Source organism: Rivibacter subsaxonicus, from assembly GCF_004217215.1.
Taxonomy (GTDB): Bacteria; Pseudomonadota; Gammaproteobacteria; order Burkholderiales; family Burkholderiaceae_C; genus Rivibacter; species Rivibacter subsaxonicus.
Window position 1 is genome coordinate 1,167,149 of record NZ_SHKP01000004.1, and the last position, 25,192, is coordinate 1,192,340.

The 25,192-nt window shown below is 68.9% G+C and carries 22 protein-coding genes; 14 read left to right on the forward strand and 8 right to left on the reverse strand.

Translation table 11 applies throughout. The features are described from left to right. Positions 1-102: 102 nt before the first annotated feature. The 3 genes from aceE to lpdA are packed head-to-tail and all read left to right on the forward strand — an operon-like array spanning position 103 to position 6,318. The gene (gene aceE, locus EV670_RS05480) at positions 103-2,835 is read left to right on the forward strand and encodes a pyruvate dehydrogenase (acetyl-transferring), homodimeric type (RefSeq protein WP_130430766.1); all 2,733 of its coding nucleotides are present in this window, start codon (positions 103-105) and stop codon (positions 2,833-2,835) included. Positions 2,836-2,867: 32 nt separating this feature from the next. Beyond that, on the forward strand, positions 2,868-4,529 hold the full coding sequence (aceF, locus tag EV670_RS05485; protein ID WP_130430767.1) for a dihydrolipoyllysine-residue acetyltransferase: 1,662 nt from the start codon (positions 2,868-2,870) through the stop codon (positions 4,527-4,529). Positions 4,530-4,539: 10 nt separating this feature from the next. Continuing rightward, positions 4,540-6,318 (forward strand): dihydrolipoyl dehydrogenase, encoded by a 1,779-nt coding sequence (gene lpdA, locus EV670_RS05490; RefSeq protein ID WP_130430768.1) that lies wholly within the window; start codon positions 4,540-4,542, stop codon positions 6,316-6,318. Positions 6,319-6,374: 56 nt separating this feature from the next. On the opposite strand, the gene EV670_RS05495 is transcribed toward lpdA, so the two are convergent. The 3 genes from EV670_RS05495 to EV670_RS05505 form a co-directional block, all read right to left on the reverse strand. Further along, positions 6,375-7,181: a hypothetical protein gene (locus tag EV670_RS05495; RefSeq protein ID WP_130430769.1), complete on the reverse strand. Its 807-nt coding sequence runs from the start codon at positions 7,179-7,181 to the stop codon at positions 6,375-6,377. A gap of 167 nt (positions 7,182-7,348) precedes the next feature. Continuing rightward, positions 7,349-7,684 (reverse strand): c-type cytochrome, encoded by a 336-nt coding sequence (locus EV670_RS05500; RefSeq protein WP_130430770.1) that lies wholly within the window; start codon positions 7,682-7,684, stop codon positions 7,349-7,351. Then, positions 7,660-9,360, reverse strand: a complete 1,701-nt coding sequence (locus EV670_RS05505; RefSeq protein ID WP_130430771.1) for a PQQ-dependent dehydrogenase, methanol/ethanol family — start codon at positions 9,358-9,360, stop codon at positions 7,660-7,662. The genes EV670_RS05500 and EV670_RS05505 overlap by 25 nt, the downstream gene beginning before the upstream one ends. A gap of 119 nt (positions 9,361-9,479) precedes the next feature. Here EV670_RS05505 and EV670_RS05510 point away from each other — a divergent pair, with 119 nt between their 5' ends. From EV670_RS05510 to EV670_RS05540, 7 genes are all read left to right on the forward strand, one after another. Continuing rightward, positions 9,480-9,863: a hypothetical protein gene (locus EV670_RS05510; RefSeq protein WP_130430772.1), complete on the forward strand. Its 384-nt coding sequence runs from the start codon at positions 9,480-9,482 to the stop codon at positions 9,861-9,863. A 129-nt stretch (positions 9,864-9,992) separates the two neighbouring features. Next, positions 9,993-10,289, forward strand: coding sequence for a hypothetical protein (locus tag EV670_RS05515; protein WP_130430773.1), 297 nt, complete (start codon positions 9,993-9,995; stop codon positions 10,287-10,289). 10 nt (positions 10,290-10,299) lie between these two features. After that, entirely contained in the window at positions 10,300-11,721 is a 1,422-nt protein-coding gene (locus EV670_RS05520; protein ID WP_130430774.1) for a TolC family protein, read from the forward strand. 17 nt (positions 11,722-11,738) lie between these two features. After that, positions 11,739-13,142 carry a multicopper oxidase family protein gene (locus EV670_RS05525; RefSeq protein ID WP_130430775.1) on the forward strand — a complete coding sequence of 468 codons (1,404 nt, stop codon included), beginning with the start codon at positions 11,739-11,741 and terminating at the stop codon, positions 13,140-13,142. Positions 13,143-13,160: 18 nt separating this feature from the next. Then, complete coding sequence (locus tag EV670_RS05530) at positions 13,161-13,682, forward strand: cupredoxin domain-containing protein (RefSeq protein ID WP_130430776.1); 522 nt, start codon at positions 13,161-13,163, stop codon at positions 13,680-13,682. Continuing rightward, entirely contained in the window at positions 13,679-13,966 is a 288-nt protein-coding gene (locus tag EV670_RS05535; protein WP_130430777.1) for a copper-binding protein, read from the forward strand. Before EV670_RS05530 ends, EV670_RS05535 begins: the two co-directional genes overlap by 4 nt. Continuing rightward, positions 13,963-14,373 carry a hypothetical protein gene (locus EV670_RS05540; RefSeq protein ID WP_130430778.1) on the forward strand — a complete coding sequence of 137 codons (411 nt, stop codon included), beginning with the start codon at positions 13,963-13,965 and terminating at the stop codon, positions 14,371-14,373. The genes EV670_RS05535 and EV670_RS05540 overlap by 4 nt, the downstream gene beginning before the upstream one ends. A 61-nt stretch (positions 14,374-14,434) precedes the next feature. Here EV670_RS05540 and EV670_RS05545 read toward each other — a convergent pair whose 3' ends face one another. Further along, a complete protein-coding gene (locus EV670_RS05545) occupies positions 14,435-16,594 on the reverse strand; it encodes a sodium-translocating pyrophosphatase (RefSeq protein ID WP_130430779.1) in 2,160 nt (719 codons plus the stop codon). Positions 16,595-16,865: 271 nt separating this feature from the next. Here EV670_RS05545 and ppa point away from each other — a divergent pair, with 271 nt between their 5' ends. Continuing rightward, positions 16,866-17,408: an inorganic diphosphatase gene (ppa, locus tag EV670_RS05550; protein ID WP_130430780.1), complete on the forward strand. Its 543-nt coding sequence runs from the start codon at positions 16,866-16,868 to the stop codon at positions 17,406-17,408. A 71-nt stretch (positions 17,409-17,479) separates the two neighbouring features. Continuing rightward, complete coding sequence (locus EV670_RS05555) at positions 17,480-20,251, forward strand: M16 family metallopeptidase (protein WP_130430781.1); 2,772 nt, start codon at positions 17,480-17,482, stop codon at positions 20,249-20,251. Positions 20,252-20,257: 6 nt separating this feature from the next. Here the strand turns inward: EV670_RS05555 and EV670_RS05560 are convergent, their stop codons facing one another. Beyond that, positions 20,258-21,448, reverse strand: a complete 1,191-nt coding sequence (locus EV670_RS05560; protein WP_130430782.1) for a GNAT family N-acetyltransferase — start codon at positions 21,446-21,448, stop codon at positions 20,258-20,260. A 29-nt stretch (positions 21,449-21,477) separates the two neighbouring features. Here EV670_RS05560 and EV670_RS05565 point away from each other — a divergent pair, with 29 nt between their 5' ends. Beyond that, positions 21,478-23,163 carry an NAD+ synthase gene (locus EV670_RS05565; protein ID WP_130430783.1) on the forward strand — a complete coding sequence of 562 codons (1,686 nt, stop codon included), beginning with the start codon at positions 21,478-21,480 and terminating at the stop codon, positions 23,161-23,163. Between the two features lie 39 nt (positions 23,164-23,202). Then, entirely contained in the window at positions 23,203-23,541 is a 339-nt protein-coding gene (locus EV670_RS05570; RefSeq protein WP_130430784.1) for a P-II family nitrogen regulator, read from the forward strand. 57 nt (positions 23,542-23,598) lie between these two features. On the opposite strand, the gene EV670_RS05575 is transcribed toward EV670_RS05570, so the two are convergent. The 3 genes from EV670_RS05575 to EV670_RS05585 are packed head-to-tail and all read right to left on the reverse strand — an operon-like array spanning position 23,599 to position 25,167. Next, positions 23,599-24,195 carry an LOG family protein gene (locus tag EV670_RS05575; RefSeq protein WP_130430785.1) on the reverse strand — a complete coding sequence of 199 codons (597 nt, stop codon included), beginning with the start codon at positions 24,193-24,195 and terminating at the stop codon, positions 23,599-23,601. Positions 24,196-24,200: 5 nt separating this feature from the next. Next, the gene (locus EV670_RS05580) at positions 24,201-24,599 is read right to left on the reverse strand and encodes a diacylglycerol kinase (RefSeq protein WP_130430786.1); all 399 of its coding nucleotides are present in this window, start codon (positions 24,597-24,599) and stop codon (positions 24,201-24,203) included. 52 nt (positions 24,600-24,651) lie between these two features. Next, positions 24,652-25,167, reverse strand: a complete 516-nt coding sequence (locus EV670_RS05585; RefSeq protein WP_130430787.1) for an RDD family protein — start codon at positions 25,165-25,167, stop codon at positions 24,652-24,654. Positions 25,168-25,192 lie beyond the last annotated feature (25 nt).

The following is a 25,192-nucleotide window of genomic DNA, read 5'->3' on the forward strand; positions in this document are numbered from 1 at the left end:
TTTGGAATTTGACTTTAGATGTGCCACACTAGCGGCCGTTCTGCCGGGCTCGCCGATCGAGCGTGCGCTGGCGGGTGCGAAGCCGTTCTGAGGAGACAAAACATGTCCGCCGTACTGTCTGACACGCCCGAGTCGCGTCCGCCTGGCAATGCCGCCGACGCCGACCGCCAGGAAACCCGCGAGTGGCTCGACGCCTTCAGCGCGGTGGTCGACACGGAGGGTCGCGCACGCGGCCACTTCCTGCTCGAACAGTTGCTCGAGCACGCCCGCCAGACCGGCATCGACATGCCGTTCTCGGCCACCACCGGCTACGTCAACACCATCGAGCCGGCCGACGAGGAGCGCTGCCCCGGCAACCTCGAGATCGAGGAGCGGCTGCGCGCCTACATGCGCTGGAACGCGATGGCGATGGTGGTCAAGGCCAACCGGCTCGACCCGGCCGACGGCGGCGACCTCGGCGGCCACATCTCCAGCTTTGCCTCGGTGGCGACGATGTTCGGCGCCGGCTTCAACCACTTCTGGCACGCCGACGACACCGCCAAGGGCGGCACCCATGGCGGCGACCTGCTCTACATCCAGGGCCATTCCTCGCCCGGCATCTATGCGCGGGCCTTCATGGAAGGGCGCATCAGCGAGGACCAGCTGCTGAACTTCCGCCAGGAGGTCGACGGCAAGGGTCTGTCGAGCTATCCGCACCCGAAGCTGATGCCCGAGTTCTGGCAGTTCCCGACCGTCTCGATGGGCCTCGGCCCGCTGATGGCGATCTACCAGGCGCGCTTCCTCAAGTACCTGCATGCGCGCGGCATTGCCGACACCAGCCAGCGCAAGGTCTGGGTCTTCTGCGGCGACGGCGAGATGGACGAGCCTGAGTCGCTCGGCGCCATCGGCCTGGCCGCGCGCGAGAAGCTCGACAACCTGATCTTCGTCGTCAACTGCAACCTGCAGCGCCTCGATGGCCCGGTGCGCGGCAACGGCAAGATCGTGCAGGAGCTCGAAGGCGAGTTCCGCGGTGCCGGCTGGAACGTGATCAAGCTGCTCTGGGGCAACTACTGGGATCCGCTGCTGGCGCGCGACAAGGACGGCATCCTGCGCCAGATCATGATGGAGATGGTCGACGGCGATTACCAGGCCTGCAAGGCGAACGACGGCGCCTTCGTGCGCAAGCATTTCTTCGGTCGCCATCCGAAGACGCTGGAGATGGTCGCCAAGATGAGCGACGACGACATCTGGCGCCTGCAGCGTGGTGGCCACGACCCGCAGAAGGTCTACGCGGCCTACCACCGAGCGGTCAACACCAAGGACCAGCCGACGGTGCTGCTGATCAAGACCGTCAAGGGCTTCGGCATGGGCAAGTCGGGCGAGGGCAAGAACATCGCCCACCAGGCCAAGAAGCTCGGCGACGACGATGTGCGCGCCTTCCGCGACCGCTTCAACATCCCGATCTCCGACGAGCAGTTGAGCAAGGGCATCCCCTTCCTGAAGCCGGCCGACGACACGCCCGAGATGCGCTACCTGCACGAGCGCCGCCAGGCTCTCGGCGGCTACCTGCCGCAGCGCCGGACGCAGGCCGAGGAGAAGCTGCCGGTGCCGAAGCTCGAGACCTTCAAGGCCGTGCTCGAGCCCACCGTCGAAGGCCGCGAGATCAGCACGACGCAGGCCTACGTGCGCTTCCTCACGCAGTTGCTGCGCGACGAGAAGCTCGGTCCGCGCACGGTGCCGATCCTGGTGGATGAAGCACGCACCTTCGGCATGGAGGGGCTGTTCCGCCAGATCGGCATCTACTCGCCCGAGGGCCAGAAGTACACGCCGCAGGATCGCGACCAGGTCATGTACTACCGCGAGAGCAAGGACGGCCAGATCCTGCAGGAAGGCATCAACGAGGCCGGCGGCATGAGCAGCTGGATCGCGGCGGCCACCAGCTACTCGACGAACAACCGGGTCATGGTCCCGTTCTTCGTCTACTACTCGATGTTCGGCTTCCAGCGCATCGGCGACCTGGCTTGGGCCGCCGGCGACATGCAGGCGCGGGGCTTCCTGCTCGGCGGCACCTCGGGCCGCACCACGCTCAACGGCGAGGGCCTGCAGCACGAGGACGGCCACAGCCACATCCTGGCCGGCACGATCCCCAACTGCATCTCCTACGACCCCACCTTCGCCCACGAGGTTGCGGTCATCCTGCACAACGGCCTGCAGCGCATGGTCGAGAAGCAGGAGAACGTCTACTTCTACATCACGCTGCTCAACGAGAACTACCCGATGCCCGGCCTCAAGCCCGGCACCGAGGAGCAGATCGTCAAGGGCATGTACCTGCTGGAGGAGGGTGCCAAGAAGACGCCGCGCGTCAACCTGCTCGGCAGCGGCACCATCCTGCGCGAGAGCCAGGCCGCCAAGCTCCTACTGGAGCAGGACTGGGGCGTGGCCGCCAACGTCTGGAGCTGCCCGAGCTTCAACGAACTCACGCGTGATGGCCAGGACTGCGAGCGCTGGAACCTTCTGCATCCCACCGACAAGCCGCGCGTCGCCTTCGTGACCCAGCAGCTCGAGAAGCACGCCGGCCCGGTGATCGCCAGCACCGACTACATGAAGAACTACGCCGAGCAGATCCGCGCCTTCATGCCCAAGGGTCGCACGTACAAGGTGCTCGGCACCGACGGCTTCGGCCGCAGCGACTTCCGCTCCAAGCTGCGCGCGCACTTCGAGGTCAACCGCCACTACATCGTGGTCGCGGCGCTGAAGTCGCTGGCCGACGAGGGCACGTTGCCGATGGCCAAGGTGGCAGAGGCGATCAAGAAGTACGGTCTCGACGCCGACAAGATCAATCCGCTGTACGCCTGAGCGCGGCCGGGTGAAGAAAACGGAGACAAGGTATGGCCCTGGTTGAAGTCAAAGTCCCCGACATCGGCGACTTCGAAAGCGTTGAAATCATCGAGGTGCTGGTCAAGCCCGGCGACAGCATCAAGGCCGAGCAGAGCCTGATCACGGTCGAGAGCGACAAGGCATCGATGGAGATTCCGTCGAGCCATGCCGGCGTCGTGAAGGAGCTCAAGGTCAAGCTCGGCGACAAGGTCGCCGAGGGCGCGCTGGTGCTGCTCCTGGAGACGGCGGGCGAGGCGGCGGCAACGCCGGCCGCGCCGGCGCCGGCTGCTGCCGCACCGGTCGCGGCGCCGGTGCTTGCCGCTGTCGCGCCTGTGGCAGCAGCGGCTGCGCCGGCCGGTGCCAGCGTCACGGTCGAGGTGCCCGACATTGGCGACTTCGACGAGGTCGCGGTGATCGAGCTGCTGGTCAAGCCGGGCGATGCCGTCAAGGTGGAGCAGAGCCTGATCACTGTCGAGAGCGACAAGGCCTCGATGGAGATCCCGTCCTCGCATGCCGGCGTGGTCGAGTCGCTGCTGGTGAAGATCGGCGACAAGGTCGGCAAGGGCACGCCGGTGGTAGTGCTGAAGGCGGCCGCCGGTGCGGCACCGGCAGCGAGCGCAGCACCGGCGCCCGCGGCGGCAGCGTCGGCTCCGGCCGCGCTGAGCAGTGCCCCGGTCGAGCGCACCGTGCCGACCGCCGCGCTGCCGCCCGAGCCGCAGGCGCCGAGCGGCGCCTTGCCGCATGCCTCGCCCTCGATCCGCAAGTTCGCGCGCGAACTCGGCGTGCCGCTGGCCGAGGTCAGGGGCAGCGGGCCCAAGGGCCGCATCACGCAGGAGGACGTGCAGGGCTTCGTCAAGGGCGTGATCGCGGGCGAGCTGCGCACGCAGGCCCAGGCCGCGAAGGGGCCGGCGCCGGCCGCCGCAAGTGGTGGCGGTGCGGGGCTCGAGCTGCTGGCCTGGCCCAAGGTCGACTTCACGAAGTTCGGCGCGGTCGAACGCAAGGACCTGGGACGCATCAAGAAGATCAGCGGCGCCAACCTGCACCGCAACTGGGTCGTGATCCCGCATGTCACCAACCATGACGATGCCGACATCACCGAGCTCGAGGCCTTCCGCGTCCAGCTCAACAAGGAAAGCGAGAAGAGCGGCGTCAAGGTCACGATGCTCGCCTTCCTGATCAAGGCCAGCGTCGCGGCGCTGAAGAAGTTCCCCGAGTTCAACGCCAGCCTCGACGGCGAGCAGATCGTTCTCAAGAAGTACTTCCACATCGGCTTCGCGGCCGATACGCCGAACGGCCTGATGGTGCCGGTGATCCGCGACTGCGACCAGAAGGGCATCCTGCAGATCAGCACGGAGATGAACGAACTCGCCAAGAAGGCGCGCGACGGCAAGCTGAGCCCGGCCGAGATGAGCGGCGGCTGCTTCAGCATCAGCTCGCTGGGCGGCATCGGCGGGCGCTACTTCACGCCGATCATCAACGCACCCGAGGTCGCCATCCTCGGCGTCTGCAAGAGCGGCACCGAGCCGGTCTGGGACGGCAAGGCCTTCCAGCCGCGGCTGATGCTGCCGCTGTCGCTGAGCTGGGACCACCGCGTCATCGACGGCGCCGCCGCGGCGCGCTTCAACGCCTACCTGGGCGCGGTGCTGGCGGACTTCCGCCGCGTGATGCTGTAAGGAGCGCGGCATGGCAAGCGTTGAAGTGAAAGTCCCTGACATCGGCGATTTCGACGAGGTCGCGGTGATCGAACTGCTGGTCAAGGCGGGCGACGTGGTCAAGGCCGAACAGAGCCTGATCACGGTCGAGAGCGACAAGGCCTCGATGGAGATTCCGAGCTCGCACGCCGGCACGGTGAAGGAACTGCGCGTCGCGCTGGGCGACAAGGTCAAGCAGGGTTCGGTGGTGCTGGTGCTGGAGACGGCCGAGTCGGCCGCTGCTACGCCGGCCCCCGCGCCCGCGGCGGCACCGGCCGCGGCGGCAGTCGCCCCCGCGCCCGCCCCGGTGGCCGCAGCGGCCTTCGCCGGCGCGGTCGAAGGCGAGTTCGACGTGCTGGTGCTCGGCGCCGGCCCGGGCGGCTACTCGGCGGCCTTCCGCGCCGCCGACCTCGGCCTCAAGGTCGCGCTGGTCGAGCGCTACCTGACGCTCGGTGGCGTCTGCCTCAACGTCGGCTGCATCCCGAGCAAGGCGCTGCTGCACGTGGCGGCGGTGATCGACGAGACCTCGCATTTCGAGGCGCTCGGCGTGAAGTTCGACAAGCCGGCGATCGACCTCGACAAGCTGCGCGCGCACAAGGACAAGGTGGTCGGCAAGCTGACCGGCGGCCTGGCCGCGATGGCCAAGATGCGCAAGGTCACGGTGCTGACCGGCGACGGTGTCTTCGTCGATCCGCAGCACCTGCGCGTGACGGCCGCCGACGGCGGTGCGAAGACGGTGAAGTTCAAGCGCGCGATCATCGCCGCCGGCTCCGAAGCGGTGAAGCTGCCGTTCCTGCCCAAGGACGATCCGCGCATCGTCACCTCGACCGGCGCGCTGCAACTGCGCCAGAGCCCGAAGCGCATGCTGGTGATCGGCGGCGGCATCATCGGCCTCGAGATGGGTACGGTGTACTCCACGCTCGGCGCGCGCCTGGACGTGGTCGAGATGATGGACAGCCTGATGCTGGGTGCCGACCGCGACCTGGTGAAGGTCTGGGAGAAGTTCAACAAGAAGCGCTTCGACCATGTGATGCTGAAGACCAAGACGGTCGGCGCGATCGCCAAGGCCGATGGCATCGAGGTCTCGTTCGAGGGCGAGGGCGCTCCGGCGCCGCAGACCTACGACCTGGTGCTGCAGGCGGTGGGTCGCACGCCCAACGGCAAGCGCATCGGCGCCGAGGCGGCCGGCGTGGCGGTCGGCGAACGCGGCTTCATTCCGGTCGACCTGCAGATGCGCACCAACGTACCGACGATCTTCGCGATCGGCGACATCGTCGGCCAGCCCATGCTGGCGCACAAGGCGGTGCACGAGGGTCATGTGGCGGCCGAGGTGATCGCCGGCGAACTCAAGGGCGACGACAAGCTCGCGCGCAGCGCCTTCGACGCCCGTGTGATCCCGAGCGTGGCCTACACCGACCCAGAGGTGGCCTGGGTCGGGCTGACGGAAGACGAGGCCAAGGCCCAGGGCATCAAGATCACCAAGGGCCTGTTCCCGTGGACGGCCTCGGGCCGCGCCATCGCCAATGGCCGCGACGAGGGCTTCACCAAGCTGATCTTCGATGCGGAGTCGCATCGCATCCTCGGCGGCGCCATCGTCGGCACCCATGCCGGCGACATGATCGGCGAGGTCGCGCTGGCCGTCGAGATGGGCGCCGACATGGTCGACATCGGCAAGACCATCCACCCGCACCCGACGCTGGGCGAAAGCCTCGGCATGGCAGCCGAGGTGGCGCACGGCAGTTGCACCGACCTGCCGCCGGCGCGGCGTTGAGCAAAGCGACGCCGGTTTGCTTTCGATGTCTGGCGCCAGACAGACGGGTGCCGGGCCTAGGCGCGAGCGCGGTGTCGGCCGCGGGACTTCGATTCATCGCGGCTTGCGCCATCCGGGTGCTCGGACAGATCTCGCAGCCATGAGCAGACCAGTGCGCGAATGAGGTCACCTGCGTTTCGGAGCGCCATTGGCGCAGACGGCGGATCGTTGCGATCCTTACCGTGGCGGCCCCGGCTTCGGAGTACCGAGTAGCTATTGGCCGTTCGCGAGAGCAGATTCGCGTCCGATCGTTTGATCCATCCGAGGTCGAACATTCGGCTGCCGCACTCTGATTCGACCAACTCGAACACCAGGTAGAGCTCGGACCACGTGAGATTCGATCGTCCGACGATGATCAGAGCGTCGCTGGCACGCGTTGAGAGAGAGGCCGCACGCAGCAGCGGATCGGCTGCACCGGTGCGCGGATCCGCCTGAGCGATGCCGTTGACGACAACGGTCGCAGCGCCTGCCTTGGTTCTGTACTCCGCAGCTCCGACTGCAAGTACGGTGCTGACTATGTGGCCATCGGTATCGATGCCGAAGAACTTGTCGTCTATCGCCAGCTCACGGTATGAAGTGTTCAGCAAGCGACCAGCGCCGTTGATCAGTTCGAGGTGCGACGCTGCGATTGCGCGAACCTGCTTGGTAGCGACCCCAGCCAACGATGCGGGAATGACGAGGTAGTAGCCGTCATCCCGCTTCACCGCATGCACATCCCGGCCGTTCAGCCAATGCGGCAGATCTTCGAGATCGAACTCGTGGCCGATAAGCGGCACTAGCCAGGCTACAACGCGGTCATTGAGTGTGTCGGCAGTGGTCGCCATGAGCTATGCCCAACTCGCCAAAAGGCGCATCGTTTCAGGCCTTGAGCAACAGGTCGCCGAGGATGGGCCAGGCCAGTTCGAGGATGTTGCGGTCACACGTCACCAGCACAGAGCCTTCGACACACGCGGTGCCGATCAGCATCCGATCGATCAGATCGCCGCACGGGCTACGGCTTCCAGCCGTTGACCGCGCCGATGTAGGCCCAGAGCGCGTCGAGTTGTTCGGGCGTGAGTGCACCGCCCAGCGCCGGCATCGCGCGCAGGCCCTGCGTCACCGAGCGCTCGAAGCGTTCGCGGTCGTTCTGCGGAAAGGTGCGCAGGTCGAAGCCGATGCCGCTGGTCACGAGGTTGAGGCCGTGGCAGCGGGCGCAGGTGCCGGTGTAGGTGCGGCGGCCGAGCTCGACGCGGGCCGCGGCGTCGGCCGCCGGTGCCTGCTGGGCCACGGCGCCGCCTGGCAGCGCCGCGCCCAGCAGCAGCGTCAGGGCTGCAGCGCGAAGGTCCATACCGAGCCGCCGGCCGGCACGTTGACCAGGTCGGGGTCGCCGGCCAGCGCGGCATAGACCGTGGCCGAGCCGCTGAGCACGGTGATGTACTGGCGACCGTCGCGCTCCCAGGTGATCGGCAGGCCGCTGATGCCGGAGCCGGTCTGGAACTGCCAGAGCTGCTTGCCGGTCTTGGAGTCGAAGGCCATGAAGGCGCCGGTCTGCGCGCCGGTGAAGACCAGGCCGCTGGCGGTCGACAGCACGCCGGCCCAGAACGGGCTCTTGTTCGGGTGCTCCCAGACCTTCTTGCCGGCCACCGGATCCCAGGCGGTCAAGGTGCCGCGCATGCCGTCGGTCGGCGCGACGAAGCCGCCGAGCTCGAGGCCGAGCCACCAGTTGGGGCCGCCCGGCCGCGCCTGCTGCACGTACTTGATGTTCATGCCGACGTCGATGGTGTTCATGAACACCAGCCGCCGCGCCGGGTCGTAGCTCATCGGCATCCAGTTCTTGCCGCCGAAGGCGCTCGGCCAGACCTCGATCATCTCGGTCGCCTGCTCGGTGACGCGCACCTTCTGCGTCATCGGCGTGTCGATCGGGCGGCCGCTGGCCGGGTCGATGCCCGTGGCCCAGTTGATCTTGCGAGCGAAGGGCTTGGCCGAGATCAGCTTGCCGTTGCTGCGGTCGAGCACGTAGAAGAAGCCGTTGCGGTTGGCCTGCATCAGCACCTTGGTCGGCTGGCCGTTGATCGGCAGCTCGGCCAGCACCAGTTCGTTGGTGCCGTCGTAGTCGTAGGGGTCGCCGGGCGAGAACTGGTAGTGCCAGACCAACTCGCCGCTCGAGGGCCGGATCGCCAGCGCCGAACTGATGTAGAGCGAGTCGCCGCCGCGCGTGGCCGGGTTCCACGGACTGCCGTTGCCGGTGCCCCAGTAGACGAGGTCGAGCTCGGGGTCGTAGGTGCCGGTCAGCCAGGTCGGTGCGCCGCCCTTGTCGGCCATGCCGGGCTTCCAGGTGTCGCCGCCGCGCTCGCCGGGCATCGCGGTGGTGTGGCGGGTCCACTTGCGCTCGCCGGTCTTCGGATCCCAGCCGGCTATGAAGCCGCGCGTGCCGTATTCGCCGCCGGAGATGCCGGTCAGCAGCATGCCGCCGGCCAGCAGCGGCGCCTGGGTCAGCGTGTAGCCTTCCTTGTAGTCGGCAGCCTTGACCTTCCAGACCTGCTTGCCGTCGGCCATGTTGATCGCCACCACGTGCGCGTCGATCGTGGTGCGGTAGAGCATGCCGCCCAGCGCCGCGAGACCGCGGCTGTGGATTCCGCAGCAGAGATAGCCGTTGATGTCGGCCGGCAGCTCGATCGGGGTCTTCCACTTCACCCGGCCGCTCACCGGATCGACCGCCATCGTGTGCGTGTGCGAGGCCACGTACATCACGCCGTCGATCAGCAGCGGCTGGCTCGAGGCGTTGGCCGAGTTGTCGAGACTCAGGTTCCAGACCGGCACCAGGCGCTTGACGTTGGCCGGCGTGATCTGCGTGAGCGTGGAGTGGCGCTGCTGGCCCCAGCCCATGCCGTAGGTCGTCACGTCGCCCGGGGTGGCGGCGTCGTTGCGCAGGTCGGCCAGCGACTGGGCCGACGCGCCGCCGGCGACCGCCGCCAGCGCGAGGGCGAGGAGCGGGCGCCAGCGCCCGAAGCCAGTAATGCTCATGCTGTCTCCTTCTTGTGGGTCATGGGCCATGGCGGCCGGCATCGACTCTATGCGCGTCGGCTGCCGCACGCCCCCCCGGGTCGACGCCCTAGGGGGCCGCTCGGACCTACACTGCGGCCATGAGCCGTTGGCACCGGATCCTGTTGAGTTTGCTGTTGGCGCTGGCCCTGCCGGTCCAGGGCCATGCCGCACGCACCATGCTGTGGTGCGGGGGCATGGCGCCGCCGACGACGCAGGCGCATCGGCACGATGCCCAGCCGTCCGCGCCGGCGGTGGCCGACGAGCACGCGGCTCACCATCACGGCGAGGCGGCCGATGCCAAGCCGGCCGGTGGCAAGTGCAGCGTCTGCGCCGCCTGCTGCACCGGCGCGGCGCTGGTGCAGGCGCCGCTGCTCATGCCGGTGGTGCGGGTCGCTCCGGACTACGCGCCGCTGACACCTCGGCTGCATGCCCGCGTGGCCATCGACGGCCTCGAACGACCTCCCCGAAGCGAACTCGCCTGAACGGCCGATCCGCACGCGCGGATCGGTGCTTTCCGTCGTCCCGCGCCAATCGGTGCGGTGGTCGATCGACATCGTGCGAGGTTCTTCATGTTCCGAATCCCATTGGGGGTGGCTCCGTCGGCGGCTGCCATGACCCTGTTGCTGGTCGCCGCGGGCGCACTGGCCCAGCCGGCAAGCGTGGCCGCACCCGCATCGGCGCCGCGGCGCGCCGACCCGGCCGATCCCGCCGCCAGCGTGCCGGTGCTGAACCACCGCTCGGCCTTCACCGGTTACCGGCCCAACGTCGAGCAGCCGGTCGGCGCGTGGCGCGAGCTCAACGACCAGGTCGGGCGCATCGGCGGCTGGCGCAGCTACGCGCGGGAGGCGCAGTCGACGGCACCGCCCGAAGCGGCGGCCTCGGCTCCGGCGACCACCGACAAGCGTTGAGGAGGGTGCCATGAGCAGATTGAGTTTCGGCGCCCGGCGCCGCTGGCACCACGTGGCGCTCGCATCGGCGGTGCTGCTGCTGGCGGGCTGCGCCTCGCTGAGCGAGGACGGCGGCCTCGCCCCGGTGCAGCAGGCGGCGCGCGAACAACTCGGCAAGGACCTGCTGCCGGCCCGCAGCGACGCGGACCTGGTCACCATCGAGCAGCGCGTCGCCGAGCTGCTCGCCAAGCCGCTGACGGCGGATAGCGCGGTCCAGATTGCGCTGCTCAACAACCGCGGCCTGCAGGCCAGCCTGCAGGAACTCGGCATCGCCGAGGCCGAGCTGGTGCAGGCCAGTCGCCTGCCCAACCCCGGCTTCAACTTCACGCGCCTCAAGCGCGGCAGCGAGCGCGAGATCGAGCGAAGCTTCTCCTTCGACCTGGCGCACCTGATCGCGCTGCCGCTGAGCATGCCGATGGAGCAGCGGCGCTTTGGCGCCGTGCAGCGCAGCGTGTCGATGCAGATGCTGTCGGCGGCCTTCGAGGCCCGCAAGGCGTACTACGGCGCGGTCGCTGCCGAGCAGACGCTGCGCTACATGCGCGACGTCAAGGCGGCCGCCGATGCCGGCGCCGAGCTGGCGCGCCGCATGGCCGAGGCCGGCAACTGGAACAAGCTGCAGCAGGCGCGCGAGCACGCCTTCTTCGCCGATGCGGCGCTGAACCTGGCGCGCGCCCAGCGGGCCCAGGTGGCCGCGCGAGAACGCCTGATCCGCCAGCTCGGACTGTGGGGGACGCAGACGCAGTTCGCGCTACCCGCGCGCCTGCCCGAACTGCCGCCGGAGCCGGCCGACCGGCCCGACATCGAGCAGGCGGCGATGGCGCAGCGGCTCGACGTGCAGGCGGCGAAGCTGCAATCGGAGGCGATGGCGAAGAACCTGGGCCTGAGCAAGGTCACGCGCTTCCTCAACGTGCTCGAACTGGGCTACCAGCACAACACCTCCAACGAGCTGCCGCGCCAGACCGGCTACGAGATCACGCTCGAGATCCCGCTGTTCGACTGGAGCGGCGCGCGCGTGGCCAGGGCCGAGGCGCTCTACATGCAGAGCGTGCACCGCACCGCGCAGGTGGCGGTGGACGCGCGCTCGCAGGTGCGCGAGGCCTACCTGGGCTACCGCTCGGCCTGGGACATCGCGCGTCACTACCGCGACGACATCGTGCCGGCCGCCCGGCGCATCTCCGACGAGAACCTGCTTCGCTACAACGGCATGCTGATCGGCGTGTTCGAACTGCTGGCCGACACGCGCGCGCAGATCGCCGCGGTCAACGGCGCGATCGAGGCGCAACGCGACTACTGGATCGCGCAGGCCGACCTCGAGATGGCGCTGATCGGCCCGCCGAGCCTGCCGGCCGTGCGCGATTCGTCGATGGCTGCCGCCGGCGCCTCGGCCCACTGAATCCCGGAGTCCACACGATGCTTTTCTCCCGACGCAATCTGCTGCGCGCCACCGGCATTGCCGGCGCTGCCGCCGTCAGCAAGGTCGCCCTGGCCGCGCTGCCCGAGCCGGTCATGCAAACCCGGCCCGACACGATGCCGCCACTGGTGCCGAGCAGCGGTCGGCCCTACAACCCCGTGGTCACGCTCAACGGCTGGACGCTGCCCTGGCGCATGAATGCCGGCGTCAAGGAGTTCCACCTGGTGGCCGAGCCGGTGCTGCGCGAGCTCGCACCCGGCATGAAGGCCCACCTGTGGGGCTACAACGGCCAGAGCCCGGGGCCGACGATCGAGGTGGTCGAGGGCGACCGGGTGCGCATCTTCCTCACCAACAAGCTGCCCGAGCACACCAGCATGCACTGGCACGGGCAGCGCCTGCCCAACGGCATGGACGGCGTCTCGGGCCTGACCCAGCCCTCGATCCAGCCCGGCAAGACCTTCGTCTATGAATTCGTCGCGCGCCGGCCCGGCACCTTCATGTACCACCCGCATGCCGACGAGATGGTGCAGATGGCGATGGGGATGATGGGCTTCTGGGTCACGCACCCGCGGCAGAAGCACCCGCTGATCGCCGAGGTCGACCGCGACTTCTGCTTCCTGCTCAATGCCTACGACATCGAGCCGGGTACCGCCACGCCGAAGATCATGACGATGCTCGACTTCAATCTCTGGACCTGGAACAGCCGCATCTTTCCCGGCATCGACACGCTCAACGTGCGCCGGGGCGACCGCGTGCGCGTGCGCATCGGCAACCTGACGATGACCAACCACCCGATCCACCTGCACGGCCACGAGTTCGAGGTCAGTGGCACCGACGGCGGCCCGGTGCCCAAAGCCGCGCGCTGGCCCGAGGTGACGACCGACATAGCGGTCGGCCAGATGCGCCAGATCGAGTTCATCGCCGACGAGGAGGGCGACTGGGCTTTTCACTGCCACAAGAGTCATCACACGATGAACGCGATGGGACACGCGGTGCCGACGATGATCGGCGTCGACCACCGCGGCCTCGCCAGGCAGATCACCAAGCTGATTCCCGACTACATGGTGATGGGCGAGCGCGGCATGGCCGACATGGCCGAGATGGAGATGCCGCTGCCCGACAACACGATCCCGATGATGACTGGCGCCGGTCCGTTCGGCTCGGTCGAGATGGGTGGCATGTTCAGCATGCTCAAGGTGCGCCGGAACCAGAAGCCGGGCGACTACGGCAACCCCGGCTGGTTCAGGCAGCCGACGGGCACGCAGGCCTTCGAGTGGGCCGGCGCGCTGGCCGAGCCGGCGCGGTTCAAGGCCGAGGGCGGACGCGCGATGCCGGGGCGGCAGGCACCGTCCGGCGAGATCGAGGTCAATGTGCGCAAGCCGGGCGGCCATGCCGGTCACTGATCGCAGCGAGGAGCATCGATGAAACTCGACGTCAGACACCTCGCCGCGGCGCTCGCCGTCGGTGCCTGCTGCCTCGCGTCGGGCGCGCATGCGCATGGCGACGCGGCGCACCCCGCCAAGTCGGCGCCGGTGGTCAGGGAACAGAAGGAATGGGGCATCGCGGGTGACGCGAAGGCGGTCCGGCGCACGGTGCGGATCCGCATGCTCGACACCATGCGCTTCGCGCCCGACAAGGTCTCGGTGAAGCAGGGCGAGACGATCCGCTTCGTGATCCGCAACGAGGGCAGGATGCTCCACGAGTTCGTGATCGGCACCCGGGCGGAGAACGACGCCCACGCCGCGCTGATGATCAGGTTCCCCGACATGGAGCACGACGAGCCCTGGATGGCCCACGTGCCACCGGGCCAGGCCGGCGAGATCGTCTGGCACTTCAACCGCGCGGGCGAGTTCGACTTCGCCTGCCTGATCGCCGGCCACTACCAGGCCGGCATGGTGGGCCGGATCAGCGTGTCCGCGACCCAGGCAAGGAATCCATCATGATGAAGTTGTTGCTGGTGGCGCTGGCCACCTCGTTCTGGACGCTGATCGCTTCCGCCGCGAGCCATCTGAGCGACGGTGAGATCCGCAAGGTCGACAAGGAGGCGCTCAAGCTCACCATCCGGCATGGCGAGATCAGGAACCTCGAGATGCCGCCGATGACGATGGTGTTCCAGGTCCGGGACGCCGCGCTGCTCGACGGCGTGAAGGCCGGCGACAAGATCCGCTTCAGGGCCGAGAAGAGCGCCGGCGGCTTCGTCGTGACCGAGATCGAGGTGGCTCGATGAACTGCGGCAGCCCGAGATCATTGATCTGCCGCGACAAGCTCCGCGTGCTCGGCCTCGTGCTCGTCCTGGCCGGCGCCAGCCCGCTGGCGCACGCCGAACTGGTGAACATCGCCTGGGACGGCCAAGGCCGCTTCGAGCGCCGCGCGACGCTGGCTCCGGGAAAGTTCCTCGAGGTCTGCGGGAAGCTGTCCAGGGGGCAGGCGATTGCCTGGTCCTTCAAGAGCGACGGCCCGTTGAACTTCAACATCCACTATCACGAGGGCGACAAGGTCGAGTACCCGGCCCGCCGCGATGCGGTCGCCGAACTCGAGGGTCGGCTCGAGGCCGGGCTCGACCAGGACTACTGCTGGATGTGGAGCAACAAGTCGGAGCGCGCCGCAGATTTGCACCTGATGCTGAGCCGCTGAAGCGCCCATGAAAAAGGCCCGCCGAAGCGGGCCCGGGCATCGAAGATGCGTTCGCGCGTGATCAGCGCTGCGCCACCGGGGTCGCGATGGCGGCGACCGGCGCGGTGGTCGTCGCGCTGGCCACGACCGGCGCCGGGGTCGGCGCCTCGGCCTTGTGCGCAGTGCCGGTCATCGGCAGCAACGGCACCAGCAGCAGCGCCACGATGTTGATGATCTTGATCAGTGGGTTGATCGCCGGGCCGGCGGTGTCCTTGTAGGGGTCGCCGACGGTATCGCCGGTGACGGCCGCCTTGTGGGCCTCGCTGCCCTTGCCGCCGTGGTTGCCTTCCTCGATGTACTTCTTGGCGTTGTCCCAGGCACCGCCGCCGGTGCACATCGAGATCGCGACGAACAGGCCGGTCACGATGGTGCCCATCAGCAGGCCGCCGAGCGCGGCCGGGCCGAGCAGCATGCCCACCAGCACCGGCACCACCACCGGCAGCAGCGACGGGATCATCATTTCCTTGATCGCGGCGCTGGTCAGCATGTCGACAGCGCGGCCGTACTCGGGCTTGCCGCTGCCGTCCATGATGCCCTTGATGTCGCGGAACTGGCGGCGCACTTCCTCGACCACCGCACCGGCGGCGCGGCCGACCGCTTCCATCGCCATCGCGCCGAAGAGGTAGGGGATCAGGCCGCCGATGAAGAGGCCGACGATCACCTTGGGGTCGCTCAGGTCGAAGCTCACGTGCATGCCGCGGCCTTCGAGCGAGTGGGTGTAGTCGGCAAACAGCACCAGCGCCGCAAGGCCGGCCGAGCCGATCGCGTAGCCCTTGGTCACGGCCTTGGTGGTGTTGCCCACCGCGTCGAGCGGGTCGGTGATGTTGCGCACCGATTCCGGCATCTCGGCCATCTCGGCGATGCCGCCGGCGTTGTCGGTGATCGGACCGTAGGCGTCGAGCGCGACCACGACGCCGGCCATGCTCAGCATGGCGGTGGCGGCGATCGCGACGCCGTAGAGGCCGCCGAGGCTGAACGAGGCCAGGATCGCCATGCAGACGAAGATCACCGGCCAGGCGGTGGAGCGCATCGACACGCCGAGGCCGGCGATGATGTTGGTGCCATGACCGGTGGTCGAGGCCTTGGCGATGTGCTTGACCGGCGAGTACTGGGTGCCGGTGTAGAACTCGGTGATCCAGACCAGTGCCGCGGTCAGCGCGAGGCCGACGGCACAGGATCCGATCAGTCGCAGGTGGGTCTGGCTGCCCATCGCGTCGGCCGGCATGTAGAGCACGGTGATGACGCAGAAGGCCAGCATCGACAGCATGCCGGCCGCCGCCAGACCCTTGTAGAGGGCCGGCATCACGTTGGTCATGCCGGGCTTGGCCTTGACCACCGAGCAACCGATGATCGACGCGATGATCGAGACGCCGCCCAGCAGCAGCGGGTAGATCACCGCCTGCATCGGCGCGGTGGTCACGACCAGCGCACCGAGCACCATCGTGGCGATCAGCGTGACGGCGTAGGTCTCGAAGAGGTCGGCCGCCATGCCGGCGCAGTCGCCGACGTTGTCGCCCACGTTGTCGGCAATCACTGCCGGGTTGCGCGGATCGTCTTCGGGGATGCCGGCCTCGACCTTGCCGACCAGGTCGGCGCCGACGTCGGCGCCCTTGGTAAAGATGCCGCCGCCAAGCCGCGCGAAGATCGAGATCAGGCTGGCACCGAAGGCAAAGCCCATCAGCGGCTTGATCGCGGCCGACAGCGAGTTGACCGGCGTGACCTGGCCGTTGGCGGTCAGGAACCAGAACATGATGCTCACGCCGAGCAGGCCAAGGCCCACCACCAGCATGCCGGTGATCGCGCCGCCCTTGAAGGCAACGTCGAGCGCCGGGCCGATGCCGCGCGTGGCGGCCTGCGCGGTGCGCACGTTGGCGCGCACCGAGACGTTCATGCCGATGAAGCCGCAGGCACCCGAGAGCAGCGCGCCGATGACGAAGGCGACCGCGGTCGGCAGCCCGATGAAGATGCCGATCAGCAGTGCCAGTACCACGCCGACCATCGCGATCGTGCGGTACTGGCGTGCCAGATAGGCCGCAGCACCCTGCTGGATGGCCGCCGCGATTTCCTGCATGCGGGCATTGCCCGCGTCCTGACTGAGGATCCAGCTTCGCTGCACGAAGCCGTAGACCACGGCCGCGAGGCCGCACAACAGCGCAATGACAAGCGCCAGGGAACTCGACATGGGGGGGTTCTCCTTCGCCTCGGAATTGAGGACCTCGATTGAACGGCGCGCCCGGCTTCTTGGGTCGGAGCGGTGGGCTCCGGTCGGGTCACAGTTTTGGCGGGTCGATGCTACGGGCGCCTTTGCTGCGACGCAACGCACCGGTCCATGGTGTTTTCCTGCGGTGACGGCCGCGTGGCAACGCGCTTGTGCAATGGCCGATCGGGCCGCCGGCACCCTTAGAATCCGGGTTTCCCCGCGGTCTTTCGCAACGCAAGCAAAGAATCAAGCCATGAGCCTGCACAACGTGACCCCCGGCGCCAAGGCGCCCGACGAGTTCAACGTCGTCATCGAGATCCCGATGAATGCCGATCCGATCAAGTACGAGGTCGACAAGGCCTCCGGCGCGCTGTTCGTCGATCGCTTCATGACCACCGCGATGCACTACCCGTGCAACTACGGCTACATCCCGCGCACGCTGGCCGACGACGGCGATCCGGTCGACGTGCTGGTGATCACGCCCTTCGCGCTGACGCCGGGCGTGGTCGTGACCTGCCGCCCGATCGGCGTGCTGCAGATGGACGACGAGGCCGGCGGCGACGCCAAGCTGCTCGCGGTGCCGACCTCCAAGATCCTGCCGATCTACGACCACTGGAAGAAGCCCGAGGACATCAATCCGATGCGGCTCAAGGCGATCCAGCACTTCTTCGAGCACTACAAGGACCTCGAGGCCGGCAAGTGGGTCAAGGTCAAGGGCTGGGAAGGTCCGGATGCGGCGCGCACCGAGATCGTCAACGGCCTGGCCGCCTACCTCGAGAGCGCCGACAAGGGCTGAGCCGGCGCGGCGGCCGGGCCGCCGCTACACTGCGCCGGGTCGTCGTTTCGGCCTTCGGGCCCGTTGCCGTCATGACCCGAATCGATCCCTGCGGCCGCCTCATCCGGGCGGCCGTTTTCGTTGCTGCCTTGCTCGGCCTCGCGGTTGCCCAGGCTCAGACCCAGGCCCAGGCCCAGGCCCAGGGCGCCACGCCGCTGCCGCCGGGCCTGCGACTCGTCGGCTCGGTCGAGGGCATCCGCGAGTACCGGCTCGACAACGGACTGCAGGTGCTGGTCGCGCCCGACGACTCCAAGCCCACGACCACCGTCAACCTGACCTACAGGGTCGGCTCGCGCCACGAGAACTACGGCGAGACCGGCATGGCGCACCTGCTCGAGCACCTGATCTTCAAGGGCACGCCGAAGCATCCCAACGTCTGGGCCGAGTTCGACAAGCGCGGCTTCCGCGCCAACGGCAGCACCTGGTTCGATCGCACCAACTACTTCGCCAGCTTCGCCGCCGGCGACGACAACCTGCGCTGGTTCCTGGCCTGGCATGCCGACGCGATGGTCAACAGCTTCATCGCGCAGAAGGATCTCGACTCCGAGATGACGGTGGTGCGCAACGAGATGGAGATGGGCGAGAACAACCCGACCCAGGTGAGCTACCAGCGCCTGCTGTCCTCGCTGTACGACTGGCACAACTACGGCAACGACACGATCGGCAACCGCAGCGACGTCGAGAACGTCGACATCCGCCGGCTGCAGGCCTTCTACAGGCTGTACTACCAGCCGGACAACGCCACGCTGATCGTCACCGGCAAGTTCGATCCCGCCAGGACGCTGCGCTGGATCGGCGAGAGCTTCGGCAAGATCGCGCGACCCAAGCGCGCGTTGCCGCGGCTCTACACGGTCGAGCCGGTGCAGGATGGCGAGCGCTCGGTGCAGGTGCGACGGGTCGGCGGTACGCCGCTGCTGTTCGTCGGCTACCACGCGGTGGCGGGCTCGAACCCGGACTTCGCGGCGGTCGCCACGCTGGCCGAATTGCTGGCCGACGCGCCCTCGGGGCGGCTGCACAAGCGGTTGGTCGAGGCCAAGCTGGCGGCCTCGGTGGCGCCGGTGGCCTTCTCGTTGCACGACCCGGGCTGGTTCGGCTTCCTGGTGCAACTGGCGCCGGAACAGAAGCTCGAGCCGGCGCGCGAGGAACTGATCCGCACGCTCGAGACACTGGCCACCGAACCGATCACGGCCGAGGAACTGGCGCGCGCCAAGACCAAGGCGCGCAACGCCTGGGACAAGGCCTTCGCCAACCCGGAAGGGGTCGGCGTCGCGCTGTCGGAGGCGATCGCGGCCGGCGACTGGCGCTTCTTCTTCCTCGACCGCGACCGGGTCGCCAAGCTGACGCTCGACGATGTCAACCGCGTCGCGAAGGCCTACCTGCTGGCATCCAACCGCAGCCTGGTGAGCTACCTGCCGACCGAGGCGCCGCAGCGCGCGCCGGCCCAGCCGGCGCTCGACATCGCGGCCCAGTTCAAGGGCTGGACGCCGGCGGCCGAGTTGGCGGCGGTCGAGGCCTTCGATCCGAGCCCGGCCAACATCGACGCCCGCACCCAGCGCGCGCGCATCGAGCCCGGGCTGGAACTCGCGTTGCTGCCCAAGCCCACGCGTGGCAAGGTGGCCAGCGCCCAGCTGACGCTGCGCTTCGGCAACGAGCAGAGCCTGAAGGGGCAGGGCGCGGTGCCGTCGATGCTGGCGGCGATGCTCGACAAGGGCAGCGCCACGCTGAGCCGCCAGCAGGTTGCCGACCGGCTCGACGCGCTGCGCACGCAGATGCGCATCGGCGGTGAAGACGGCGTCGTGACGGTGTCGCTGAACGCCGAGCGCGACACGCTGCCGCAGGCGATCGCGCTGGTGGCCGACCTGCTGCGCAACCCCAGCCTGCCGCCCGAGGCGCTGGAGGAACTGCGCGCCCAGAGCCTGGCCGCGATCGAGGAGCAGCGGCGCGAGCCCGAGGCGATGGTCAGCAACGCGGTCGAGCGCCATGGCAACCCCTACCCGCGCGGCGACGTTCGGCACGCCGCGAACTTCGACGAGCAGGTCGAGGACACGCGCGCGGTGACGGTCGAGGCGATGCGTCGCTTCCACCAGCGCTTCTACGGCGCGGGCCGCGCCGAGTTCAGCGCGGTCGGCGACTTCGACCCAGCCGCGGTGCGCCAGGCGCTGCAGGCCGGCTTCGGCGGCTGGGTCGGCAGCGAGCCCTACACCCGCGTGCCGCAGCCGCCGCACGCCGTGCCGCCGACCACGCTGATGCTGCCGGCACCCGACAAGCAGAACGCCTTCATGCTGCTGCGCCAGGCCGCGCTGCCAGTCAGCGACGGCCATCCCGACTACGCGGCGCTGATGGTCGCCAACCAGGTGATCGGTGGCGGCGGCACCTCGCGGCTGTGGAAGCGAATCCGCGAGACCGAGGGCCTGTCCTACGGCGTCGGCAGCCAGGTGCAGTGGAGCCAGCACGAGCCGAACTCGTCCTTCTACGGCTATGCCATCTTCGCGCCGCAGGTGCGGACCAAGGTCGAGGCGGCGTTCCGGCAGGAGCTCGAGCGCGCGCTGAAGTCCGGCTTCACGGCGGCCGAGGTCGACGAGGCGAAGAAGGGCCTGCTGAGCCAGCGCCGCCTGTCGCGCGCTCAGGACTCCGTGCTGGCCGGCGCGCTGGCGAACAACCTGAACCTCGGCCGCACCTACGCCACCTCGCAGAAGGTGGACGAGGCGCTGGCGGCGCTGACGCTGGAGCAGGCCAACGCGGCGCTGCGCAAGTACATCGACCCGAAGGCCTTCGTCTGGGGCTTCGGCGGCGACTTCAAGTAGCCCTCGTCAGGGCGGCGCGGCCCTGAACGGGCTGCGCTGCTCCAGTTCGTCGACGTAGGCCTCGATGCCCGCCCCCTCGCGCTCGAGGTAGCGCGCCACGGCATCGAAGAAGGCCGGCTGTGCCAGCCAATGCAGCGAGCGGGTGCGCACCGGCATGAGCCCGCGCGCCATCTTGTGCTCGCCCTGCGCCCCGCCCTCGAAGCGGCTGTAGCCGTGCGCGATGCACCAGGCCAGCGGCTGGTAATAGCAGGCCTCGAAGTGCAGGCAGTTCACGTACTCGGTCGCGCCCCAGTAGCGGCCCCAGGCGACGCGTGAGGCCGGGTCGACCACGATCAGCGAGCAGGCGATCGGCCGGCCGTCTCGCCGTGCGACGAAGAGCACGAGATGCTCGGCCATCGAGGTCGCGACCTGCGTGAAGAAGGCGCGCGTGAGGTAGGGCGTGCTGTGGTGCGCGCGGTAGGTGGCGCTGTAGCAGCGGTGAAAGAAGTCCCAGTCCGCCTTGTCGATCGAAGCGCCCGCCAACGTCTCGAAGACCACGCCGGCGCTGCTGACGTGGCGGCGCTCCTGGGCGATCTTGCGACGCTTGTCGCGCGACAGGCCCGCAAGGAACTCGTTGAAGTCGGCGTAGGGCGCCGGCACACGGTTCTGCCAGTGGAACTGCACGCTGCTGCGTTCGAGCCAGCCGGCCGCCAGCAGCGCGTCGCGGTCGGCCGCGTCGGTGAACAGCAGATGGGCCGAAGACAGCTCCATCTGCCGCGCCAGCTGCGTGATGCCGAGCGCCAGCGCATGCCGCGCGGACTCGCTCGTGGCCAGCAGGCGGCTGCCGGGCACCGGCGTGAACGGCACCGCACCGAGCAGCTTCGGGTAGTAGGGCTGGCCGGCTCGTTCGTAGGCCTCGGCCCAGGCCCAGTCGAAGACGTACTCGCCGTAGCTGTGGGTCTTGAGGTAGAGCGCGCAGGCGGCTTGCGGCAGCGCTTCGCCCTCGGCGTGCAGCGTCGCGAAGCGCGGCGTCCAGCCGCTGCGTTCGACGGCACTGCCGGAGTCGTGCAGCGCCGCGAGAAAGGCATGGCGCAGGAAGGGCGTCGGCTCCGGACTCGAAGCCAGCAACGCGTCCCAGGCACCGGCGTCGATCGCGTGCGGGCTGTCATGCAGCTGCAGCGACCATGCGGCCTCGCGCCGTGCCTCAGGCGCTACCATCGACCGCAACTTCTTCATTCGCTCCGCTCATGTCCGCCTCTCCGGTGCTGCCGCTGGCACTGCTGCAATTCAACGCCACCGTCGGCGACGTGGACGGCAACGCCGCCCGCATCGTCGAACTCGCCCGCCAGGCCCACGCCGAGGGTGCAAGGCTCGTCGTCACGCCCGAACTCGCGCTGACCGGCTACCCGCCCGAGGACCTGTTGCTGCGCCCGGCCTTCATGCGCGCCTGCGAGGCGGCGGTCGACCGCATCGCGGCGGCATTGGCCGATCTCGGCGACCTGCACCTCGTGCTCGGCCATCCGCAATCGCTGGCGGAGGATGTTCGCACGCGTTCGCTGGCGGTGCAGCGGCGGGTCAATGCGGCCACGGTGATCCACCGCGGCGAGCTGCTCGGCAGCTATGCCAAGCGCGAGCTGCCGAACTATCAGGTGTTCGACGAGCGGCGCTATTTCGTCAGCGGCCGCGATGCCGGCCTGGGCCCGCTGGTGATCGAGGTGCAGGGCGTGCGCGCCGGCCTGCTGGTGTGCGAGGACGCCTGGTTCGACGAGCCCGGCGCCGCCGCCAAGGCCGCCGGCGCGCAGGCGCTGGTGGTGCTCAACGCCTCGCCGTTCCACCTGGGCAAGGCGCAGGAGCGCGAGGCGCGCATGGCCGAGCGCGCGCGCGCGCTGGCGCTGCCGCTGGGCTACGCGCATCTGGTCGGCGGGCAGGACGAGATCGTCTTCGACGGCGCCTCGTTCGTGGTCGACGCGCAGGGCGTGGTGCGGGCCCGCGCCGCGAGCTTCGACGAAGCGGTGCTGCAGGCTCGGGTTGGTGCCGACGGCGGCGTCGATGGCGAAGTCGCCGCGCTGCCCGGCGAGGAGGCGCAGGCCTGGGGTGCGCTCGTCACCGGCGTGCGCGACTACCTCGGCAAGAACGGCTTTCCCGGCGCGATCCTCGGCCTATCGGGTGGCATCGACTCGGCCCTGGTGCTGGCAGTGGCGGTCGACGCGCTCGGCGCCGACAAGGTACGCGCGGTGATGATGCCCTCGCGCTACACCGCCGACATCTCGTGGATCGACGCCCGCGAGATGGCGCGCCGGCTCGGCGTGCGCTACGACGAGATCGCCATCGGCCCGATGTTCGACGCCTTCCGCCAGAGCCTGGCGGCGGAGTTCGCCGGGCTGCCCGAGGACGCGACCGAGGAGAACATCCAGGCCCGCGTGCGCGGCACGCTGCTGATGGCGCTGTCCAACAAGAGCGGCCGCATCGTGCTGACCACCGGCAACAAGAGCGAGATGGCGACCGGCTACTGCACGCTCTACGGCGACATGGCGGGCGGCTTCGCGGTCATCAAGGATGTCGCCAAGACCCTGGTCTTCCGGCTCGCCAACTGGCGCAACGCGCAGGCCGTCGCCGTCGGCCAGGAGCCTCCGATCCCCGAGCGCATCATCACCCGCCCGCCCTCGGCCGAACTGCGCCCCGACCAGACCGACCAGGACAGCCTGCCGCCCTATGAGGTGCTCGACGCGATCCTGGCGCTCTACATGGAGGATGATCGCTCGATCGACGAGATCGTCGGCGCCGGCTTCGAGCGGGCGACGGTGGAGCGCGTGGCGCGGCTGATCCGTCTCAACGAGTACAAGCGGCGCCAGGCGCCGGTGGGCATCCGCATCACGCACCGGAGCTTCGGAAAGGATTGGCGCTATCCGATCACCTCGAAGTTCCGTGCTTAAATTCGAACCAGTCCCATCCATCCTCGCCGGGAGCGTGCCATGAAGCAGATCACCGCCATCATCAAACCCTTCAAGCTCGAGGAGGTGCGTGAGGCGCTGGCCGACGTCGGCGTCTCCGGCCTGACCGTGACCGAGGTCAAGGGCTTCGGGCGCCAGAAGGGCCATACCGAGCTCTACCGCGGTGCCGAGTACGTGGTCGACTTCCTGCCCAAGGTCAAGGTCGAGGTGGTGGTCAAGGATGCCGACGTCGACCACTGCATCGAGGCCATCGTCAAGGCTGCCAAGACCGGCAAGATCGGCGACGGCAAGATCTTCGTCACCGGGGTCGAGCAGGTGGTGCGGATCCGCACCGGCGAGACCGACGAGGCGGCGGTCTAGCTTCACTTCCGGCTTCGACAGCAACACGACGGCGGCCCGCGGGCCGCCGTCGTCGTTTCAGATCGCGCGGTAGTCGTCGGCGCCGGTGGCCCGGCGTGCGGCCTGCGCCAGCGCATCAAGCAGTCGCAGCGGATCGGTGTCGACCTGCAGCAGCGCGCGCACGGCACTCGAGACGAAACCCTCGGCCACGCTGCGATCCAGGAACTGCAGCAGCGGGTCGTAGTAGCCGCCGATGTTGAGCAGGCCGATCGGCTGGTCGTGGTAGCCGAGCTGGCGCCAGGTCCAGACCTCGAATAGTTCCTCGAAGGTGCCGATGCCGCCCGGCAGCGCAATGAAGGCATCGGCCTGCTCGGCCATCAGCTGCTTGCGCTGGTGCATGGTCTCGACGACGCGCAGCTCGGTCAGGCCGCGGTGGCCGACCTCGCGCTCCATCAGCGCGCGCGGGATCACGCCGAGCACCGGCGCGCCGGCGGCCAGCGCCGCGTCGGCCACCTCGCCCATCAGGCCGACGTTGCCGCCGCCGTAGACCAGGCGCATGCCGAGCTCGCCGATCGTCGTGCCGAGCAGCCGAGCCGCCGCCGTGTAGGCCGGCCGCTCGCCGTGGCGCGAGCCGCAGTAGACGCAGATCGAGAGCCGCTCGGGATCGTGCTGCATCGTGCTCAGCCGATGAAGCGATGCCACAGCGCCGCGGCCCAGATCGCGGCGCACAGCAGCAGCGACAGGAACACCGCGGCGCTGGCCAGGTCCTTGGCGCGCTTGGAGAGCTCGTGCAGGTCGAAGCTGACGCGGTCGATCGCGGCCTCGATGCCCGAGTTCAGCAGTTCGACGATCAGCACCAGCATCACCGAGCCGGCCAGCAGCGCCACCTCCACCCAGCCGCGGCCGAGCCAGACGGCGGCCGGCAGCATCAGCGTCGCGGCCCAGACCTCCTGGCGGAAGGCGCTCTCGCCACGATAGGCCAGGCGCAGGCCGTCGAGCGAATAGCCGGTGGCGCGCAGGATGCGATCGATGCCGGTGCGGCCCTTGAACGTGTTGCCGGCGGGCATGTTCTTGCTCATGGTGGCGCCGATGCTAGCCGCAGCCGATGACGGCGCGGCGCGGCCGGCGCCGTCAGCGCGGTTCATTGGTGGGGATCGCGCGCACCAGCCGGGTGCCGCACAGCTCGTCGTGCCAGAACTGGCGTTGAGGATGGGCAAAGGAGGCCAACGCATACACCAGGATGCCACCCAGCAGCGTGAGCCAGAGCGGGGCGCCGCCATGCCAGCCGGCGAGCCAGGCGATCGCCAGCGCGGGCAGGAACCAGATCCAGGCCGCGACGTAGCGCAGCAGGGCACGCGCCTGCGAGACAGGCCCGCCGTCGCGCGCGACCAGCCGCACCTGCCAGGTCTTCATCGCCAGCGTCTGGCCCGAATGCGACCAGAACCAGCCAAAGTAGATGCCGACCACGACGAACAGGAAGGCCTGAAACTCGTGCCGTCCCTGCAAGGCGTGGCGCTGCTGGGTCAGGGTGCCGAACAGGTAGCCGGCGATCATGACCACGCCGAACAGCAGCACGCCCTCGTAGACGAAGGCCGCCATGCGACGGCGCAGGCTGGGCGTGGGGGGCAGGGGCTGGTGCTGGTTCATCGCAGGACATCGGCAACAAGTCGGC

Bases quoted from the DNA above. Each gene is read 5' to 3' on its own strand.
- aceE (WP_130430766.1), top strand. From the start codon at position 103: ATGTCCGCCGTACTGTCTGACACGCCCGAGTCGCGTCCGCCTGGCAAT.
- aceF (WP_130430767.1), top strand. From the start codon at position 2,868: ATGGCCCTGGTTGAAGTCAAAGTCCCCGACATCGGCGACTTCGAAAGC.
- lpdA (WP_130430768.1), top strand. From the start codon at position 4,540: ATGGCAAGCGTTGAAGTGAAAGTCCCTGACATCGGCGATTTCGACGAG.
- EV670_RS05495 (WP_130430769.1), bottom strand. From the start codon at position 7,181: ATGGCGACCACTGCCGACACACTCAATGACCGCGTTGTAGCCTGGCTA.
- EV670_RS05500 (WP_130430770.1), bottom strand. From the start codon at position 7,684: ATGGACCTTCGCGCTGCAGCCCTGACGCTGCTGCTGGGCGCGGCGCTG.
- EV670_RS05505 (WP_130430771.1), bottom strand. From the start codon at position 9,360: ATGAGCATTACTGGCTTCGGGCGCTGGCGCCCGCTCCTCGCCCTCGCG.
- EV670_RS05510 (WP_130430772.1), top strand. From the start codon at position 9,480: ATGAGCCGTTGGCACCGGATCCTGTTGAGTTTGCTGTTGGCGCTGGCC.
- EV670_RS05515 (WP_130430773.1), top strand. From the start codon at position 9,993: ATGACCCTGTTGCTGGTCGCCGCGGGCGCACTGGCCCAGCCGGCAAGC.
- EV670_RS05520 (WP_130430774.1), top strand. From the start codon at position 10,300: ATGAGCAGATTGAGTTTCGGCGCCCGGCGCCGCTGGCACCACGTGGCG.
- EV670_RS05525 (WP_130430775.1), top strand. From the start codon at position 11,739: ATGCTTTTCTCCCGACGCAATCTGCTGCGCGCCACCGGCATTGCCGGC.
- EV670_RS05530 (WP_130430776.1), top strand. From the start codon at position 13,161: ATGAAACTCGACGTCAGACACCTCGCCGCGGCGCTCGCCGTCGGTGCC.
- EV670_RS05535 (WP_130430777.1), top strand. From the start codon at position 13,679: ATGATGAAGTTGTTGCTGGTGGCGCTGGCCACCTCGTTCTGGACGCTG.
- EV670_RS05540 (WP_130430778.1), top strand. From the start codon at position 13,963: ATGAACTGCGGCAGCCCGAGATCATTGATCTGCCGCGACAAGCTCCGC.
- EV670_RS05545 (WP_130430779.1), bottom strand. From the start codon at position 16,594: ATGTCGAGTTCCCTGGCGCTTGTCATTGCGCTGTTGTGCGGCCTCGCG.
- ppa (WP_130430780.1), top strand. From the start codon at position 16,866: ATGAGCCTGCACAACGTGACCCCCGGCGCCAAGGCGCCCGACGAGTTC.
- EV670_RS05555 (WP_130430781.1), top strand. From the start codon at position 17,480: ATGACCCGAATCGATCCCTGCGGCCGCCTCATCCGGGCGGCCGTTTTC.
- EV670_RS05560 (WP_130430782.1), bottom strand. From the start codon at position 21,448: ATGGTAGCGCCTGAGGCACGGCGCGAGGCCGCATGGTCGCTGCAGCTG.
- EV670_RS05565 (WP_130430783.1), top strand. From the start codon at position 21,478: ATGTCCGCCTCTCCGGTGCTGCCGCTGGCACTGCTGCAATTCAACGCC.
- EV670_RS05570 (WP_130430784.1), top strand. From the start codon at position 23,203: ATGAAGCAGATCACCGCCATCATCAAACCCTTCAAGCTCGAGGAGGTG.
- EV670_RS05575 (WP_130430785.1), bottom strand. From the start codon at position 24,195: ATGCAGCACGATCCCGAGCGGCTCTCGATCTGCGTCTACTGCGGCTCG.
- EV670_RS05580 (WP_130430786.1), bottom strand. From the start codon at position 24,599: ATGAGCAAGAACATGCCCGCCGGCAACACGTTCAAGGGCCGCACCGGC.
- EV670_RS05585 (WP_130430787.1), bottom strand. From the start codon at position 25,167: ATGAACCAGCACCAGCCCCTGCCCCCCACGCCCAGCCTGCGCCGTCGC.